Source organism: Trichococcus sp. TS_SC_9 (genome assembly GCF_056156325.1).
Genome location: NZ_CM149591.1, coordinates 1,540,782 through 1,556,445 on the forward strand (window position 1 = coordinate 1,540,782; position 15,664 = coordinate 1,556,445).

At 44.0% G+C, this 15,664-nt stretch carries 16 protein-coding genes; 12 read left to right on the forward strand and 4 right to left on the reverse strand.

Features of this window, described 5'->3' with window-relative positions:
• The first annotated feature begins 89 nt into the window (after nt 1-89).
• Entirely contained in the window at nt 90-1,733 is a 1,644-nt protein-coding gene (locus AC0J5I_RS07475; RefSeq protein ID WP_475305405.1) for a phosphoenolpyruvate carboxykinase (ATP), read from the forward strand.
• Between the two features lie 100 nt (nt 1,734-1,833).
• On the opposite strand, the gene AC0J5I_RS07480 is transcribed toward AC0J5I_RS07475, so the two are convergent.
• Entirely contained in the window at nt 1,834-3,675 is a 1,842-nt protein-coding gene (locus AC0J5I_RS07480; protein ID WP_475305409.1) for a sensor histidine kinase, read from the reverse strand.
• A 95-nt stretch (nt 3,676-3,770) separates the two neighbouring features.
• Between AC0J5I_RS07480 and AC0J5I_RS07485 the strand changes: the two genes are divergently transcribed.
• Nucleotides 3,771-4,481 carry a response regulator transcription factor gene (locus AC0J5I_RS07485; RefSeq protein ID WP_475305413.1) on the forward strand — a complete coding sequence of 237 codons (711 nt, stop codon included), beginning with the start codon at nt 3,771-3,773 and terminating at the stop codon, nt 4,479-4,481.
• Between the two features lie 2 nt (nt 4,482-4,483).
• Here AC0J5I_RS07485 and citG read toward each other — a convergent pair whose 3' ends face one another.
• The 3 genes from citG to AC0J5I_RS07500 all read right to left on the reverse strand — a co-directional run bounded on the left by citG (nt 4,484) and on the right by AC0J5I_RS07500 (nt 7,517).
• Nucleotides 4,484-5,356, reverse strand: a complete 873-nt coding sequence (citG, locus tag AC0J5I_RS07490; RefSeq protein ID WP_475305417.1) for a triphosphoribosyl-dephospho-CoA synthase CitG — start codon at nt 5,354-5,356, stop codon at nt 4,484-4,486.
• Nucleotides 5,334-6,044: a GntR family transcriptional regulator gene (locus AC0J5I_RS07495; protein WP_475305420.1), complete on the reverse strand. Its 711-nt coding sequence runs from the start codon at nt 6,042-6,044 to the stop codon at nt 5,334-5,336. The genes citG and AC0J5I_RS07495 overlap by 23 nt, the downstream gene beginning before the upstream one ends.
• Before the next feature lie 129 nt (nt 6,045-6,173).
• Nucleotides 6,174-7,517 (reverse strand): CitMHS family transporter, encoded by a 1,344-nt coding sequence (locus tag AC0J5I_RS07500; protein ID WP_086987245.1) that lies wholly within the window; start codon nt 7,515-7,517, stop codon nt 6,174-6,176.
• A 399-nt stretch (nt 7,518-7,916) separates the two neighbouring features.
• On the opposite strand from AC0J5I_RS07500, the gene AC0J5I_RS07505 reads away from it, so the two are divergent.
• Genes AC0J5I_RS07505 through AC0J5I_RS07550 form a run of 10 tightly spaced genes read left to right on the forward strand, consistent with a single transcriptional unit; the run spans nt 7,917 to nt 15,647 of the window.
• Complete coding sequence (locus tag AC0J5I_RS07505) at nt 7,917-8,243, forward strand: hypothetical protein (protein ID WP_475305427.1); 327 nt, start codon at nt 7,917-7,919, stop codon at nt 8,241-8,243.
• A gap of 16 nt (nt 8,244-8,259) precedes the next feature.
• The gene (locus tag AC0J5I_RS07510) at nt 8,260-8,646 is read left to right on the forward strand and encodes an acetyl-CoA carboxylase biotin carboxyl carrier protein subunit (RefSeq protein WP_107994849.1); all 387 of its coding nucleotides are present in this window, start codon (nt 8,260-8,262) and stop codon (nt 8,644-8,646) included.
• Nucleotides 8,647-8,672: 26 nt separating this feature from the next.
• A complete protein-coding gene (locus tag AC0J5I_RS07515) occupies nt 8,673-9,794 on the forward strand; it encodes a sodium ion-translocating decarboxylase subunit beta (RefSeq protein ID WP_106449006.1) in 1,122 nt (373 codons plus the stop codon).
• Between the two features lie 26 nt (nt 9,795-9,820).
• Complete coding sequence (locus AC0J5I_RS07520) at nt 9,821-9,949, forward strand: OadG-related small transporter subunit (RefSeq protein ID WP_086988847.1); 129 nt, start codon at nt 9,821-9,823, stop codon at nt 9,947-9,949.
• Nucleotides 9,950-9,982: 33 nt separating this feature from the next.
• Nucleotides 9,983-11,002 carry a [citrate (pro-3S)-lyase] ligase gene (gene citC, locus AC0J5I_RS07525; protein WP_199902968.1) on the forward strand — a complete coding sequence of 340 codons (1,020 nt, stop codon included), beginning with the start codon at nt 9,983-9,985 and terminating at the stop codon, nt 11,000-11,002.
• Nucleotides 10,992-11,300, forward strand: coding sequence for a citrate lyase acyl carrier protein (citD, locus tag AC0J5I_RS07530; RefSeq protein WP_086987251.1), 309 nt, complete (start codon nt 10,992-10,994; stop codon nt 11,298-11,300). The genes citC and citD overlap by 11 nt, the downstream gene beginning before the upstream one ends.
• On the forward strand, nt 11,288-12,175 hold the full coding sequence (gene citE, locus AC0J5I_RS07535; RefSeq protein WP_106449004.1) for a citrate (pro-3S)-lyase subunit beta: 888 nt from the start codon (nt 11,288-11,290) through the stop codon (nt 12,173-12,175). The genes citD and citE overlap by 13 nt, the downstream gene beginning before the upstream one ends.
• Nucleotides 12,176-12,177: 2 nt before the next feature.
• A complete protein-coding gene (gene citF, locus AC0J5I_RS07540) occupies nt 12,178-13,710 on the forward strand; it encodes a citrate lyase subunit alpha (protein WP_106449003.1) in 1,533 nt (510 codons plus the stop codon).
• Nucleotides 13,703-14,260 (forward strand): citrate lyase holo-[acyl-carrier protein] synthase, encoded by a 558-nt coding sequence (citX, locus tag AC0J5I_RS07545; RefSeq protein ID WP_475299333.1) that lies wholly within the window; start codon nt 13,703-13,705, stop codon nt 14,258-14,260. Before citF ends, citX begins: the two co-directional genes overlap by 8 nt.
• Nucleotides 14,253-15,647 (forward strand): oxaloacetate decarboxylase subunit alpha, encoded by a 1,395-nt coding sequence (locus AC0J5I_RS07550; protein ID WP_475299334.1) that lies wholly within the window; start codon nt 14,253-14,255, stop codon nt 15,645-15,647. Before citX ends, AC0J5I_RS07550 begins: the two co-directional genes overlap by 8 nt.
• Nucleotides 15,648-15,664 lie beyond the last annotated feature (17 nt).

The window sequence follows — 15,664 nt, forward strand, 5'->3', positions numbered from 1 at the left end:
TATCAAGCACATCATAAGTACACCTCAATATCGGCACAAACACAGAAAAGCATACTATAATGAAGTCATCAAAAATACGGAGGTCGAGTATGGCAACAATTGAAACGTACCAAAGATCTGCATTGAATAAAACCAATCCATTGTTAACTAAATTACGCACTACAGTCGAAACTGCTTTCTACGGCAGCAATATGCATGAAGTGACGACACTTGCCGAAGCCTATGAGTTGGCGAAAACATCCCCAGGGGTCATCGTGACCGACCTTCCCATCAAAGAGACGGAAAAATTGGGCCTGCCTGAAGATGCCAAAGTGCTGGTCGAAAATGGCGGAAAGATAGTCGGACGTACCGCTAAAGCAAGAAAAATCGTAGGCGAGGACAAAGCAGAAGACGAGCAATTGATCGCACTGGTCCGTGACGTCATCTACCAGAACCGTACCAAGAAGTACCACCATGCAACCGGCTATGTCGGATTGGATGAAGCGTTCATCATTAAAGCGCATATCGCATTTCCGGAAGGGAACGAAAATAATCTATATTCTTGGTTGTTGAACTTCCAGTGGGCCAATGACATGTACAACGAATTGTACGCGCATTCAAAGAAATATGATGAAGGGGATATCTACATCTATGCAGATCCTGATTGGCGCCATCCCGATTATCCGCTTGGCCTTGCTTACTTTGAACCCGATCATAACGTCGCCTGTATTTTGGGTATGCAGTATTTTGGGGAATTCAAAAAAGGCACGCTATCATTGGCCTGGGGTACCGCGCATCGCAACGGGTACGCTTCCTGCCACGGCGGCCTGAAGAAATTTGTGTTGGAAGACAAGAAACGCGTCTTTGCATTCTTCGGCTTGTCCGGTTCGGGTAAATCGACTCTGACGCATTCGAAGCACAACGGAAAGTACAAAGTGAAGGTATTGCATGATGATGCCTTCATCATCGATCTGGTTGACGGCTCATCGATTGCATTGGAACCGGCTTACTTCGACAAGACGCAGGATTATCCGGCTGACCATCCTGAGCAAGAGTATTTCCTGACGGTGCAGAACGTAGGCGTGACGAAGGATGTGGAAGGAAAACGCGTCTTGGTGACGGAGGATATCCGCAACGGCAATGGCCGCACCGTCAAATCGCGTTACGTGACGCCGGACAGAGTGGACAAATTCCATTCGGCGATCGAGGGCGTCTACTGGATCATGAAAGATGATGCCTTGCCACCGCTTGTCAAAATCGAGAATCCGATCCTTGCCGCCACTTTCGGAGCAACATTGGCAACGAAACGCTCAACAGCGGAAACCGCAAGAAAGGGCGAAGATAGAGACCGATTGGTTATCGAACCTTATGCCAACCCATTCCGCGTCTACCCGTTGATCGAAGATTACGAAGATTTTAAAGCCTTGCTGAGCAAAGAAGCAGTGGATTGCTATATCATCAATACCGGCGCTTTCCTGAACAAAGACATCACCAAAGACATCACGCTCGGCGTAATCGAAAGCATCGTCGAAGAGACCGCCGTATTCAAACCTTTCGGGACCGGGACCGGTTTGGCGTACTTGGACGTGCCTGGATATGAACCGCCGTTGGAAGATGAGAATTACAAGAAACTGGTCAAAGAACGGATGACGATGCGCACGGAATTCCTGCAGACGTTCAACCAAGAACATCCAGAATGTCCGCTTCCGGATGAAGCCATCCATGCGTTTGACCAGATTGTCCAGTCTCTGTAAGTGCCAGCAGATCGGTTAACTCCTGATTTGAAATGAAAAAACCAACAGCATTGTCCCCGTCAATCAGGAATAATGCTGTTGGTTTTCGTTTGTTGTTGTGTCAGCTTTTTTGGAGTGGGATATTGATGCAGACCGTCAAACCTTTTTGGGCTCTGTCCAGTCTGATTTGCCAATCATATTTATCAGCGATGGAAGAAACCACAAACAGTCCCAAACCGGACCCATTGCTGCCTTTGGTGGTGAAGAAAGGATCGAACAGATCATTGCTCTCCAATCCTTCCGCGATGCCGGGTCCATCGTCTATGATGGATAAGACCGCAAATTCCTTGTCCTTCGTCACAATCGAACGCTTCTGCAATTCGGCGTTGCATTCGGCATCAGCTTTTTTCAGCCTGATCCTGACATTGCCGGGACGCGTGTCGATCGCTTGGAAGGCGTTTGTCAGAAGGTTATACAGGACCACCTGCAAGTCCTGCTTATCGAAGCCTTCAACCAAGATGCCAGGAGCGATGTCACTCTCGACTTTGATGCTCTTCGGCGTCAGGATCGTGATTTCGGAAATGGTGTCCTTGAGCACTTGCGAAAGATCGTGCGCGGTATCTTGTTGTCCTTCGCTGACTTTGGAAAAACGCAATACGTTTGTTGAGAGATCCTTGCCTTTTTCCGCCGCAAGGTAGATTTCCTTCAGTTCGCTGACCAATTCCTCGTTCTCGGCGTAGTCATCCATCAACAGCTGAGCATTTCCCAGGATAGGGGTAAGAAAATTATTCATGTCGTGAACGATGGTCGTGGTCAAAAGTCCGATTGCTTCCAGTTTGCTTTCTTTCAGGATCCGTTTTTCCAGTTGATGGCGCTCATTTTCGAATTTTTGTTTTTCGATGAGGCGTTGGCTTTCTTCGTAAGCCTGATTCTTTTTGTTGTAGCCCCTTATCAAAAGGATGAAGATGAGAATTATAGCAGAAATCAGCAATAATAGACTTAATAGGATATAATTGTTTTGTATAGGAACGCGGTTGTGCTCGTAGAAATCCGAGTTCAGTGCGACTACCCAGTGGGCTGCACCAATGTCGATCCACTCGAAAGCACCCAACTTCAGGACCTTGGTCGGATTCTCTTCGTCCCACCAATAGGAGTAGTAGCTGAGCGTCCCTTGTTCTTGGGTAAGCTGCGCTTCCTCCAATCGTCTCAGGTCGGAAAGATCCAAATCCGGGAACTGCTCTTGGCGGCCGGAGATGATATCAAGTCCGACTTGGCTTTCGACAGGATGGATGACGACTTCCATATCGGCATTCTTTACCAAGGGATAGCCACTGTAATCACTGGTGTTGCTGAATATTTCCGCCTTGAACATGTTCTCAAGGTTCAACGGTGCGACAAAATAACCGCTGACTTGGCCATCGTCTTCAACGATGGGGGAATAAAGATTCACGAAAGATTGGTTTTCCAGAAAATAATCGCTGCTGTTTTGGACGGGTGACCCACCAGTGAATAACGATTTCAGACTCGGATCTGCTTGCAGATACGATTCGGCACGGGTTTCGGAAAGTACCTGAAGGGACCCATCTTCGATCTGCCATGCCTTCGCGAAAATACCTGCGCCATCAAGTTGGATCAAGAGATTCGTTTGATCTGCATAGGAACCGAGATAAGCGGCTACGATTGCCTCTATATCGGCATCGGCGAGTTGCGATTCTGGGAAATCCTCGGAAGCCAGTTTCTGAGAAAATTGCTGGAGCGATAAGGAACGGTTTTCGATGACAAGTTGCAGATTGTTCGTCACATAGTTCAAGGTGCGCATCAGTTGTTCCTGGCCGCTTTTCTTGGCATTCTCCTCCACGGAGTAGAAGCTGCCGGCGATCGTGACCAAGGTAATCGCGATGATGATGAATAACCCTGTCATGATGATGTTGATGATACGTGTCGTTGGTTTATTTTCCATCATAAGAGCCCTTTCTTAAAAAATACACAGTATGTAAATTATCAGTTGACAAAACGATGTTCTGCTTGCGAAACTAGAGAACATTGAGGAGGAAAAATATGAATAATCAAAAAATACTCGTCGTTGATGACGATATCGCAATCCGGCGCCTTATTTGGAAGTCGCTGCAATCAACGGGTGTTCTTATTTACCAAAGTGATTCCATCGAAAAAACACTGGATATTATGACCCGTGTGACTTTTGATCTTTTTCTGTTGGATATCAGTCTGGAATATGAGAATGACGGCTATCATCTGGCGCAGCTGATCCGTGCTGACTACCCGTTAACCCCTATTATATTTATAAGCGGCAAAAAAAGCGAGACCGATATCATCAACGGTCTCGAAACAGGGGCGGATTATTATATTACAAAACCTTTTTCACCTAATCTTTTGCGTGCTCAAATTTTGAGCACGTTGCAAAGAATGAAGACCATTCAGTCACAAAAAACAAATCCGAACAGCCGTGTATTGAAAGTGGGCGATTTTACTTTCGATAAAAACCTGTATCAACTGCAGAAGCGGGGGCAGGATATCGCCCTATCATCCAAAGAAATCCAATTGATGCTGTTTTTCCTGGAAAATCCGAATCAAGTTTTTTCGAAGGAGCAGATCTATGCGAATGTATGGAATGATGGGGAAATGGACAATAACCTGATCATGGTTTACATCAGTTATCTGCGCAACAAGATTGAGGATGACTCGAAAAAGCCGCTTTATTTGAAGACTGTCTGGGGAATAGGCTATACGTTCAGCCCGGACGGCGAATAAGATCAGAAAAGATTTTCCAATTTTGCAAAAAAGATACCTAAGGATAAAAGATCGGCAGCTCCGCCTGGGCTCAAGTGTCTTTCTATCAAGATCAGGTCATAGCTGTACATCAACTCTTTCAGGTTTCCTTCATGTGAATCTTGCAGGAGTTGTTTTGCTTCCGTTTTGACTGTCTGCCAGGCGTCGATGCCTCCACGGTGGATGATGTTGCCATCTTCAACTTGGCTCATCAACAGGAGCAGCGCCTTTAATAATAGCGTTTCAATGGGCTGGCTTTGATTTGCTCTTAAAAAAGGCAAAATCAGTTGGCTCAAGGCAGGGTAGCCGGCTTCGGCTTCACCGCGGATACCGGTGACGCCATAGCTGAGGTATAATTTTTCTCCATACGTCAAGGAGTCTTTGGCTGCGAGATCGGCAAAATCATCCGTCACCAATCCATGACTCATTTCTTGGGCATAGGAGAGTACTTCTTGTGTATCATTTTGTGTGAAAGGAGGCTGCAGACCCCGACCAATGCAAGCGCCAGTCGCCCCCAACAGTACCGCGAAAGAGAAGTTGGCCCCTTTATGGGTATTGATGTTTTTAGTGGCAGCCAACATCGCTTTTTCGGCATGGACGCCCATTGAGCGGACTTTATGGAACAACTCTTTTGCGGTTCCTTCATGTTCCATTCCTAATTTTACATATTGGTACAGGTAAGGGCTCAGGCTGACGATGCTGTCCAAGAAAGTAAAGAAGTCCATGTCGGAGTGGGCACCGCTGTTGTTGCGGTCCACCAGACCAGGTTTTGGCGTCAATGCTACCTCATAAAGGAGAGCTTTCTCGGCTTGCCCGGCAATTTCGACAAGCAGCTCATTCATTGGTTTCAAAGTCAATTTTACGTTTCTCCATTTCTTTGACGATAAAATTCAGCGAGCGATCCAAATGTTCATGGGTGATGAGTTGGATCTGAAGCGAATCTTGCGTTTTCATCCCGCGGTAGATCAACCAGTGTTCCGCCAATGCAAAATCACGTCTTTCCTTCGAACTGATCGAGATGTCCCTGAAGTACATCAAGTATTCCGAAAGCTTCAAAACGATGGACTTCAAGCGTTGCATCTGGCTTTTTTCGTATATGAAATCATTGAACTCAAAAAATTTTTGCTGTAATTCTTCAACTTTATCTTCCTGATTCAGCATTTCGCAATATTCCAAATGCAGGCGCATCACTTTGAAATCCTCGGCTGTCATCAGCTTCATGGCTGTTGTGGTAGCGAGGGTATCCAGCGCTTTGCGGATATCATAAATTTCGTACGCATCTTTGATGCTGATGCCTTTTACGACAACGCCGACTCCAGGGACGTGTTTCACTAAATCTTCTTCGGTCAACTTTTTCAGAGCGTAGCGGATGGGTGTGCGGCTGATGTTCATGTTTTCGGAGAACTCTTTTTCGTTGATGCGTTCTCCAGCTGGGATTTCGCCTAAAATGACGGTCTTGCGAAAAGCTTCGTAAATCAAGTCTTTAAGTGGCTTGTTTTGGCTAAGGTCTAAGTTTTTGCTGACTGCTTTGATTATAGTGCTCATCTTTTTCCCCTTCATCCTATTATTTTTTGGTTAATTGTTGGTTAGTTCTTTATGAGAGCGATTCCTTTATACTAAAAAGCCGAGCAGAGTCGCCCGGCTTTCCAGTCCTTATAAGGATTATACGTTTCTTTATTGTGGGATGTAAAGCGGCATTTGGCCGAACAATACGATTGTCACTAGGAAGATAACGAAAATTCCCAATGCATATTTCGCAGATTCTTTCTGCCAAGCGCCCATGTCCAAACCAGTCAAACGAAGCAACAGGTAGATGAATGCTACCAATGGGCTAAGTAAGTGGAACGCTTGACCCATCAGGGAAGCCAAAGCCATTTGCATGTTTGTGAATCCGTAAGAGCGACCAGCTTCAGCCAATACAGGCAATACACCGAAGTAGAAGCCATCATTGGAGATGAAGAAAGTACCTGGTGCAGAGATAAGGGCGATGATGATTCCCCAGAAACCGGCTAATTGTTTAGGAATGATTGTTGCGAAGCTTTCTGCCAAAGCAGTAGCCATTCCTGAACCTTGGAACAAGCCCATGAATACGCCAGCTGCGAATACTAAGATAACTACTTGAACAGCGTCGCCGCCGTTTGCGCCGATACGAGAAGATTGATCTTTAAGAGCAGGGTAGTTGACCATTAAAGCGATACACGTACCAACCAAGAACAACATCAAAGGTGGCATTGAGATAGCTTCGATAAATGATCCAGCAACCAACCAACCGATCAAGCCGATTGTAAGGATACCATTGAAAGCGAAGTTTTGTGGACGACGGATTTCTTGTGTTTCAGGATCAGTAACAGTAGTCATTTCATCGATTTCTTCATCAGTCAGGACTTTAACGCCTAGACGAGCGCGTTCTTTGCGGCCCATGTGTGGAGCAACCCAGAAAGTGACATAAAGTAAAGCCAATATCATACCAGGAGCAAGGTAAGAAAGGATGCTTGCATCAACTTCAAGAACAGCCATTGCACGAGCAGTAGGACCGCCCCATGGAAGCAAGTTCATGATTGTGTTTTGCAGGATAACCAAGACAGCAAGGTTCATCAAGTTCATGTTTAACTTCTTATAGATAGGAATAAAAGCTGAACAGCAGATCAAAGTTGTTGTAGTACCGTCACCATTCAAGGAAACAGTGGCAGCAACGACAGCAGTTGCCATCAATACTTTCATCGGATCGCCTTTAGCGAAGTGGATCATTTTTTTAGTGATAGGGTCGAATAGACCAGTATCCAACATGATAGAGAAGTAAAGAATAGCGAACAATAACATGATACCAGTTTTAGAAGTTGTGGTTACCCCTTCCAAAACAAATTCCCCGATGTTTCCAGAGGTAACACCCGTTGCCAAAGCGATAAGCGTAAAAACAAGTGGGATGATTACTAATGCGGTGAACGGTGATAATTTCTTTTTCATGATCACGTACATGAAGATCGCGATCATTCCATAAGACAATACTGTAAGTAACATTTTTTTTCTCCTTCCGACTATAAAAAAGTTTTTTGAGAGTGCCTGACCGCTTCTGTATTTAAATAAGTAAGTGAATCGATTCACATTTCTTCTAATTTAAAAAACCCGAAGTTGTTTGGGCTGTCTCTCTAAGAGCAATAATAGTTACTTTGCAAGTCAATTGAAAGCCGTTACTTTAAAAAAACACGAAAAACACACTCGAATTGAAACGCTTTCTTAAATGCGGCTTAACCAAATATTAAAAAAGTCTTAAATGTCTCCAAACGTTGATATGACAACGTTTTTAGTGTTTGGTCGTTTTTGAGAACATAAAAAAAACAATAAAACAGGTGTAATGACCTGTTTTTAATGAGAGAAATTTCTATAATGGGATTAAATCCATAGAAAGGACGTGAGAAAATGATTTTTTTCAAAGGTTTCTTTGGGAAAAAGGACACAATAGCGCCTAAGCAAGTACCGCCAGCAACTGTTTCAGCAAGTGCACCCGTGAATGACCTGATTGAAATTCCAGCTTTTATACCCACTGATCCGAATGAATATGAATTAGTCAGTGTCATCGCGACAGCAATCGCTGCAGGAGATCATCCTAAATCGCAGTTTGTGGTAAAGAATATTATGAAGCGTAATCCCGAGGCTCATCTTGTTTCGCTGATTTCCGCAAGTATTGCGGCAGGCACCATGCCTGAAAGTAAATTTGTCGTAAAAAAAATAAGTCAGGTTAAATAATAAGGAGGAATTATAAATGTTAAGAAAATTCAAGATTGCAATCGATGGTAAGGAATACTTAGTGGAAATGGAAGAAATCGGCGGCGTGCAACAACCGGTTCAAGCGCCAGTTGCAGCAGCACCGGCAGCTCCAGTAGCAGCACCAGCAGAACAAGCAGCACCAGCTGCAGTGCCAGTTTCAGCAGCTTCAGGAGACGCAATGACATCCCCAATGCCAGGAACTATCCTAAGAGTGTTAGTGAACATCGGCGATGAAGTTAAAGAAAACCAACCATTGATGATCCTTGAAGCCATGAAGATGGAAAATGAAGTTGTCGCAAACCATGCTGGTAAAGTAGCTGGAATCCATGTGAACCAAGGTCAAGTCGTAAATGCCGGCGATGCATTAATCACCATCGCATAATTATTTTATTAGGAGGAAGTGAATAAATGGAGACATTATTAGCAGGAATTACATCCATTACGATGGGCCAAATCGTGATGATGCTTATCGGAGCCACCCTGATTTATTTAGGAATAAAGAAAGAGTACGAACCTACATTATTGGTGCCTATGGGACTTGGTACCATCTTGGTCAACTTTCCAGGTACAGGCGTTCTGACTCAAATGGTCAACGGATCTGAATCAGAGGGCGTTTTGGATGTTCTCTTCGAAGCAGGTATCAGCACAGAGCTGTTCCCGTTACTGATTTTCATCGGTATCGGTGCCATGATCGATTTCGGTCCGCTATTGCAAAACCCGTTCATGTTATTATTCGGTGCTGCCGCTCAATTCGGTATCTTCTTTACAATCGTTGTCGCTATCTTCTTCGGATTTGATATCAGAGAAGCCGCTTCAATCGGTATCATCGGTGCTGCTGATGGCCCGACAGCCATCTTCGTATCCAACCAGTTGGCGCCTAATCTACTAGGACCGATCACTGTTGCTGCTTATTCCTACATGGCGCTTGTTCCGATCATCCAACCGATCGCGATCAAAGCTGTCACTACCAAAGCAGAACGTCGCATCCGCATGACTTATAAAGCGGAAGGCGTATCCAAATTGACAAAAATTCTTTTCCCGATCATCATTACGATCGTTGCCGGTTTTATCGCACCAATTTCCCTTCCGTTGGTAGGTTTCCTGATGTTCGGTAACTTGTTGCGCGAATGTGGCGTCTTGGACAGACTTTCATTGACTGCCCAAAACGAATTGGTAAACATCATCAGTATCCTGTTGGGTCTTACGATTTCCGTCAAAATGCAGGCTGAATTGTTCTTGAATTTCCAAACATTGATGATCATCGCTTTCGGTTTGGTTGCCTTCATCATGGATACAATCGGCGGCGTATTGTTCGCAAAACTGCTGAACTTGTTCAGAACTGAAAAAATTAACCCAATGATCGGTGGAGCCGGTATTTCCGCCTTCCCGATGTCAAGCCGTGTTATCCAAAAAATGGCTACGGATGAAGATCCTCAAAACTTTATTTTGATGTATGCTGTCGGTGCGAACGTATCCGGACAAATTGCATCGGTAATCGCTGGTGGTTTAGTACTTGCCTTCTTTAGTTAAGAAGGTTCATTGAAAGGAGAATTATTATGGTATATGATCCAGAAGCTTTAAAAATTGCATTTGAATTGATGATTTTCGGTATGGGCGGCATCTTCCTAGTCCTATTCCTCCTGTATGTTGTATCGATTGTACTGATCAAACGTTTTCCAGCCTAAAAATAAAAAAAAGAAGGCTTACCTATGTATGAACTGAAAAGAATCTGGATAACGCGTGTTCCAGCAGACAAAAAAGCTTGGGAGGATTTATTGTTCTTAGGCGGACTTGTCCCGGACGAGCAAGTCGACTATACAGTAGGCCTTTACGACCGAAACAAATTAGTCGCTACCGGATCGACTTATCAAAATATCATCAAACTTGTCGCTGTCGATCCTGAATATCAAAGCGAAAATTTATTGACAAAAATCGTGATGGCTTTATCTTCCAAGCTTCATGATGAGGGCATTATCCACTTCTTTTTGTATACGAAGCCCTGTGTGGCGATTTCCTTTGCATCTCTGGGTTTTAAAGAGATCATTCGCACAAACACGATTCTCTTTATGGAACAAGGCTCACCCGATTTTTCGGACTACATGGCCTTGCTTGAAAGCCATAAGAGGGATGCCGATCATGCGGGAGCCATCGTAATGAATGCGAATCCGTTCACTAAAGGTCATTTGTACTTAGTCGAAACGGCTGCTGCACAAGTTGATATTCTCTATCTTTTTGTCCTGTCCGATGATCGCTCCGAATTTTCGACGGAAGAGCGATCAATGCTTGTCAAGGCGGGCACACAGCACCTTCCGAATGTGGTCATCCTCCCGACAAGGGATTACCAAGTGTCATCCGCTACTTTCCCATCCTACTTTCTGAAGGATCAGGCAGTAGAAAGCATAGCCCGCGTACAGGCAACGCTGGATGCAACCTTGTTCAAGGAGAGGATCGCGCCTGCTCTCCAGATCAAAACGCGCTTTGTAGGGGAAGAACCACTATCCCCCGTTACAGAGGTATATAACGAGAGTATGCGTGAGATTTTTTCTGATACGCTTGCCCTGACAGTCGTTCCCCGGATCGAACTGGATGGACAGGTCATCAGTGCTACACGTGTACGAAAAGCATTGAAAGAAGATGATTTTCAAACAATTAAAAAACTTGTACCACCAACAACTTATATTTATTTGGCAGAAAATTATGGAAAAGACAAATTTAGGGGTGAAAAAAGTGGAAATTAAAAAATATGCAGTAGCTGGAACGACTGAATCAAGTGACATCATGATCGTCGTTGAACCTAGTGATAACAATGAAGTTGCAGTGACACTGGATTCAAGCGTGGAAAAACAATATGGCGATCGTATCGAGGAAGTCATCATCGCAACACTTAAAAATCTGGGCATCACAAGCGCGAAAGTATCCGCTGTTGACAAAGGCGCATTGGATTGCACGATCGAAGCGCGCACAGTAACAGCCATTCATCGTGCTGCTGAAAACGACGACTACAACTGGAAGGAGATGGACACATGGAACGTTTAAGAAGAACGATGATGTTTGTCCCTGGCGCAAATGCTGCAATGCTTAGGGATGCACCCCTGTATGGTGCTGATTCAATCATGTTTGACTTGGAGGACGCTGTTTCTCTGAAAGAAAAAGATTCAGCCCGCACATTGGTGCATTTTGCATTGAAAACGTTTGATTACAGCAAATCAGAAACAGTTGTACGTATCAATAGTTTAGACACTGTTGGAAAACTAGACATTGAAGCTGTAGTTTTGGCTGGCGTAAATGTTATCAGACTCCCAAAAACAGAAACTGCTCAAGATATCATTGATGTAGATGAAGTAATCACTGAAGTCGAAACAAAATATGGTATCGAAATCGGAACAACTAAAATGATGGCAGCCATCGAATCTGCTGAAGGTACATTGAATGCTCGTGAAATCGCAAAAGCATCTACTCGTTTAATCGGGATTGCATTAGGCGCAGAAGACTACGTAACAAACATGAAAACAAAACGCTACCCTGACGGACAAGAATTGTTCTTCGCAAGAAGCTACATTCTTCATGCTGCTCGTGCAGCTGGAATTGCTGCTATTGATACAGTTTACTCTGACGTTGAAAATGTACAGGGCTTCTCCAGAGAAGTTGAACTTGTTAAACAACTTGGTTTTGATGGTAAATCTGTTATTAATCCTCGTCAAATCCCAATCGTGAACAAGATTTACGCACCAACAGAAAAAGAAATTCAAAATGCAAAAGAAGTTATCTGGGCAATCAGAGAAGCAGAAGAAAAAGGTTCAGGCGTTATCTCATTGAAGGGTAAGATGGTTGACAAACCAATTGTTGAACGTGCACAACGCGTTATTGCATTGGCCAAAGCGGCTAAACTGATTAACGAGGAGGAAATTTAATAATGGCCATCAATAAAGTTGGAAAAGACATTCCTGAAGTATTTGCTCAACAATACGGTGTTTATGACGGGGAATTAGCAAACATCGCTGATTACGAAGAGTCTACTCGTAAACTTCATCCTGTAAAGCCTAACGACAAAAAGATGTTAGGTAGCATTCGTGAAGCGATTGAAAAAACAGGACTTAAAGACGGCATGACAATTTCTTTTCACCATCATTTCCGCGAAGGCGACTTCGTAATGAACATGGTTATGGATCAAATTGCTAAAATGGGTTTCAAAAACATTTCTATCGCACCAAGCTCCATTGCAAATATTCATGAACCATTAATTGGACATATTAAATCAGGTGTTGTGACAAACATTACATCAAGCGGATTACGTGATAAAGTTGGGGCAGCTATTTCCCAAGGTATCATGGAAAACCCTGTTGTGATTCGCTCTCATGGTGGACGTGCCAGAGCAATCGTCCGTGGAGATATCCATATCGATGTTGCTTTCTTAGGCGCTCCAAGTTCTGATGAATATGGTAATGTGAATGGAACATCAGGAAAAACAACGTGCGGATCTTTAGGCTACGCTATGGTAGATGCAAAGTATGCTGATAAAGTTGTCGCTATTACTGACTCATTGATGCCTTATCCAAACACACCAATCAGTATTCCTCAAACAGATGTTGATTATGTTGTTGTCGTTGATGCAATTGGCGATCCTGAAGGAATTGCTAAAGGGGCAACACGGTTCACTAAAAACCCTAAAGAACTATTGATTGCAGAATATGCTTCTAAAGTAATCATTAATTCTCCTTATTATAAACAAGGTTTCTCTTTCCAAACAGGTACCGGTGGAGCATCTCTTGCTGTAACGCGCTTCTTGAAAGATTCTATGATTGAAGATGGTATCAAAGCTAGCTTTGCTTTAGGTGGTATTACTAACGCAATGGTAGAATTGCTTGAAGAAGGACTTGTTGGAAAAATCATCGACGTGCAAGATTTTGACCATCCATCTGCTGTTTCTTTAGGAAATAATGTTAACCATTATGAAATTGATGCAAACATGTATGCTTCTCCATTAAGCAAAGGCGCTGTCATCAATCAATTGGATACAGCTATTTTATCTGCGCTAGAAATCGATACCGACTTTAACGTGAATGTTATAACAGGTTCTGATGGTGTTATTCGTGGCGCTTCAGGCGGACACTCAGATACAAGTGCAGCATGTAAAATGAGTTTGGTTATTTCACCACTTATTCGTGGACGTATCCCAACAATTGTTGATACAGTAAATACTGTCGTTACACCAGGTGCTAGTGTAGATGTAGTTGTTACCGAAGTTGGTATTGCTATCAATCCTGAACGTAAAGATTTAATTGAACACTTCAGTAATCTTGATGTTCCTCAATTTACAATTGAACAATTAAAAGACATTGCATATTCTGTAGTAGGAGCACCAGAACCTATTGAATACGGGAACAAAGTAGTTGCTTTAATCGAATACCGTGATGGCACGATAATCGATGTGGTAAAAAATGTCTAATTCAACCCTTTTTACTGAAGGAGAACGCGTCACTTTAGCAGAAATGTTGGCAGTGCGTGAAAAACGTGTCGCCATCCAACGGGAATTATTGAGCAGCCAGAAAGAGGACAGCCTCTTGATGGCACTCATGAATATCCCGGGTCCGATAAAAAATAATCAACAGTTGGAAGCTGTCTTTACTGAAGTTCTGGAACGCATAGAAGAAGTGGTGGGCAATGATCTGCCGCAAGCTTCCCTCTACCGGAACCTGAAGACCGGAGCGGAATACTTTTTCCTTTCGCCATTGACGCCTGCACAACTGAAGGAAAAAATGGTGATGATCGAAGAAACGCATCCTTTCGGCCGATTGTTTGACTTGGATGTTCTTTGGATGGAAGGCAATGATCTGAAGAGCATCAGCCGGACCGAATTAGGCCTGAATACGAGACGTTGCTTCATCTGCAATCGTGATGCAAAAGATTGCGGCCGAAGCCGTCGCCACACCATAGAAGAAATGCAAGATGCCATTTCTAAAATAATACAAGAAGGAAGTGACCAATTACATGACTAAAGAAATCCGTTTTATGGAAACGGTCTTGCGTGATGGTCAACAAAGTTTGATTGCAACACGTATGCCACTATCAGATATGTTGCCGATCATCAAAACCATGGATGAATCCGGCTACCACTCCATCGAAATGTGGGGAGGCGCCACCTTTGATTCTTGTATCCGTTACTTGAACGAGGATCCTTGGGAACGTCTGCGCACGATCCGTAAAGAAGTCAAAAATGCAAAATTGCAGATGCTTTTACGTGGCCAGAACTTATTGGGATACAAACACTATTCCGATGATGTCGTCAGCGCATTTGTCGAAAAATCGATCGAAAACGGAATCGATGTTGTGCGTGTCTTCGATGCATTGAATGACTTGCGCAACCTGAAGACAGCCATCGATATCACCAAAAAAGCTGGCGGCCATTGCCAGACTGCTATCTCTTATACAACTAGCGAATTCCACACAGTCGACTATTTCGTCGGCTTGACGAAGGAAATGGCTAAAATGGGCGCAGATTCCATCTGCATCAAGGACATGGCAGGCGTTTTGACGCCAGCCGTCGCTTTTGAATTGGTAAGCAAAATCAAAGCTGCAGTTGATTTGCCTTTGGAAGTCCACACACATGCGACAAGCGGCATTGCTGAAATGACGTACTTGAAAGCTGTTGAAGCAGGTGCTGACATCATCGACACAGCCATCTCTCCGTTTGCTGGCGGAACAAGCCAACCGGCTACGGAATCCGTCGCAATCGCGTTGGAAGGTCTAGGCTACAACACGGGGCTTGATATGAATAAACTTGCAGAAATCGCTGATCATTTTGCACCGATCCGGGATCGTTTCCGCAACGATGGTATCCTGAACCCTAAAGTGAAGGACGTCGAGCCGAAAACATTGCTGTACCAAGTACCAGGCGGCATGCTTTCAAACTTGTTGAGCCAACTGACTGAACAAGGCCTGCAGGACAAATACGACGATGTATTGGCAGAAGTTCCGAAAGTGCGCGCGGACTTAGGCTATCCTCCATTGGTTACACCGTTATCGCAAATGGTCGGTACGCAAGCCTTGATGAACGTCATCTCAGGTGAGCGCTACAAACTTGTGCCTAACGAAATCAAAGAATATGTAAGAGGTCAATACGGCAAACCGCCAGTAGCGATTTCTGCAGAAATCACGAAAAAAATCATCGGCAACGAAGGCATCACAACTGTGAGACCTGCCGATCTGATCTTGCCGCAAATGCCTAAATTTGAAAAAGAGATCAGTCAATACGCTAAATCTACGGAAGACGTCTTGATGTACGCTTTGTTCCCGCAACAAGCAAAAGACTTCCTGGGACGCAGAGAAGACAGATTCTACGATGTTCCGTTACAAACAATCGATGTTTCCATCGACGTACAATAATTTTGTATCAAACCAAA

Coding starts and splice junctions, on each gene's coding strand:
- AC0J5I_RS07550 (WP_475299334.1), top strand. CDS start 14,253: ATGACTAAAGAAATCCGTTTTATGGAAACGGTCTTGCGTGATGGTCAA.
- AC0J5I_RS07510 (WP_107994849.1), top strand. CDS start 8,260: ATGTTAAGAAAATTCAAGATTGCAATCGATGGTAAGGAATACTTAGTG.
- AC0J5I_RS07520 (WP_086988847.1), top strand. CDS start 9,821: ATGGTATATGATCCAGAAGCTTTAAAAATTGCATTTGAATTGATGATT.
- citF (WP_106449003.1), top strand. CDS start 12,178: ATGGCCATCAATAAAGTTGGAAAAGACATTCCTGAAGTATTTGCTCAA.
- AC0J5I_RS07480 (WP_475305409.1), bottom strand. CDS start 3,675: ATGATGGAAAATAAACCAACGACACGTATCATCAACATCATCATGACA.
- citX (WP_475299333.1), top strand. CDS start 13,703: ATGTCTAATTCAACCCTTTTTACTGAAGGAGAACGCGTCACTTTAGCA.
- AC0J5I_RS07515 (WP_106449006.1), top strand. CDS start 8,673: ATGGAGACATTATTAGCAGGAATTACATCCATTACGATGGGCCAAATC.
- AC0J5I_RS07500 (WP_086987245.1), bottom strand. CDS start 7,517: ATGTTACTTACAGTATTGTCTTATGGAATGATCGCGATCTTCATGTAC.
- AC0J5I_RS07485 (WP_475305413.1), top strand. CDS start 3,771: ATGAATAATCAAAAAATACTCGTCGTTGATGACGATATCGCAATCCGG.
- AC0J5I_RS07495 (WP_475305420.1), bottom strand. CDS start 6,044: ATGAGCACTATAATCAAAGCAGTCAGCAAAAACTTAGACCTTAGCCAA.
- AC0J5I_RS07475 (WP_475305405.1), top strand. CDS start 90: ATGGCAACAATTGAAACGTACCAAAGATCTGCATTGAATAAAACCAAT.
- citE (WP_106449004.1), top strand. CDS start 11,288: ATGGAACGTTTAAGAAGAACGATGATGTTTGTCCCTGGCGCAAATGCT.
- AC0J5I_RS07505 (WP_475305427.1), top strand. CDS start 7,917: ATGATTTTTTTCAAAGGTTTCTTTGGGAAAAAGGACACAATAGCGCCT.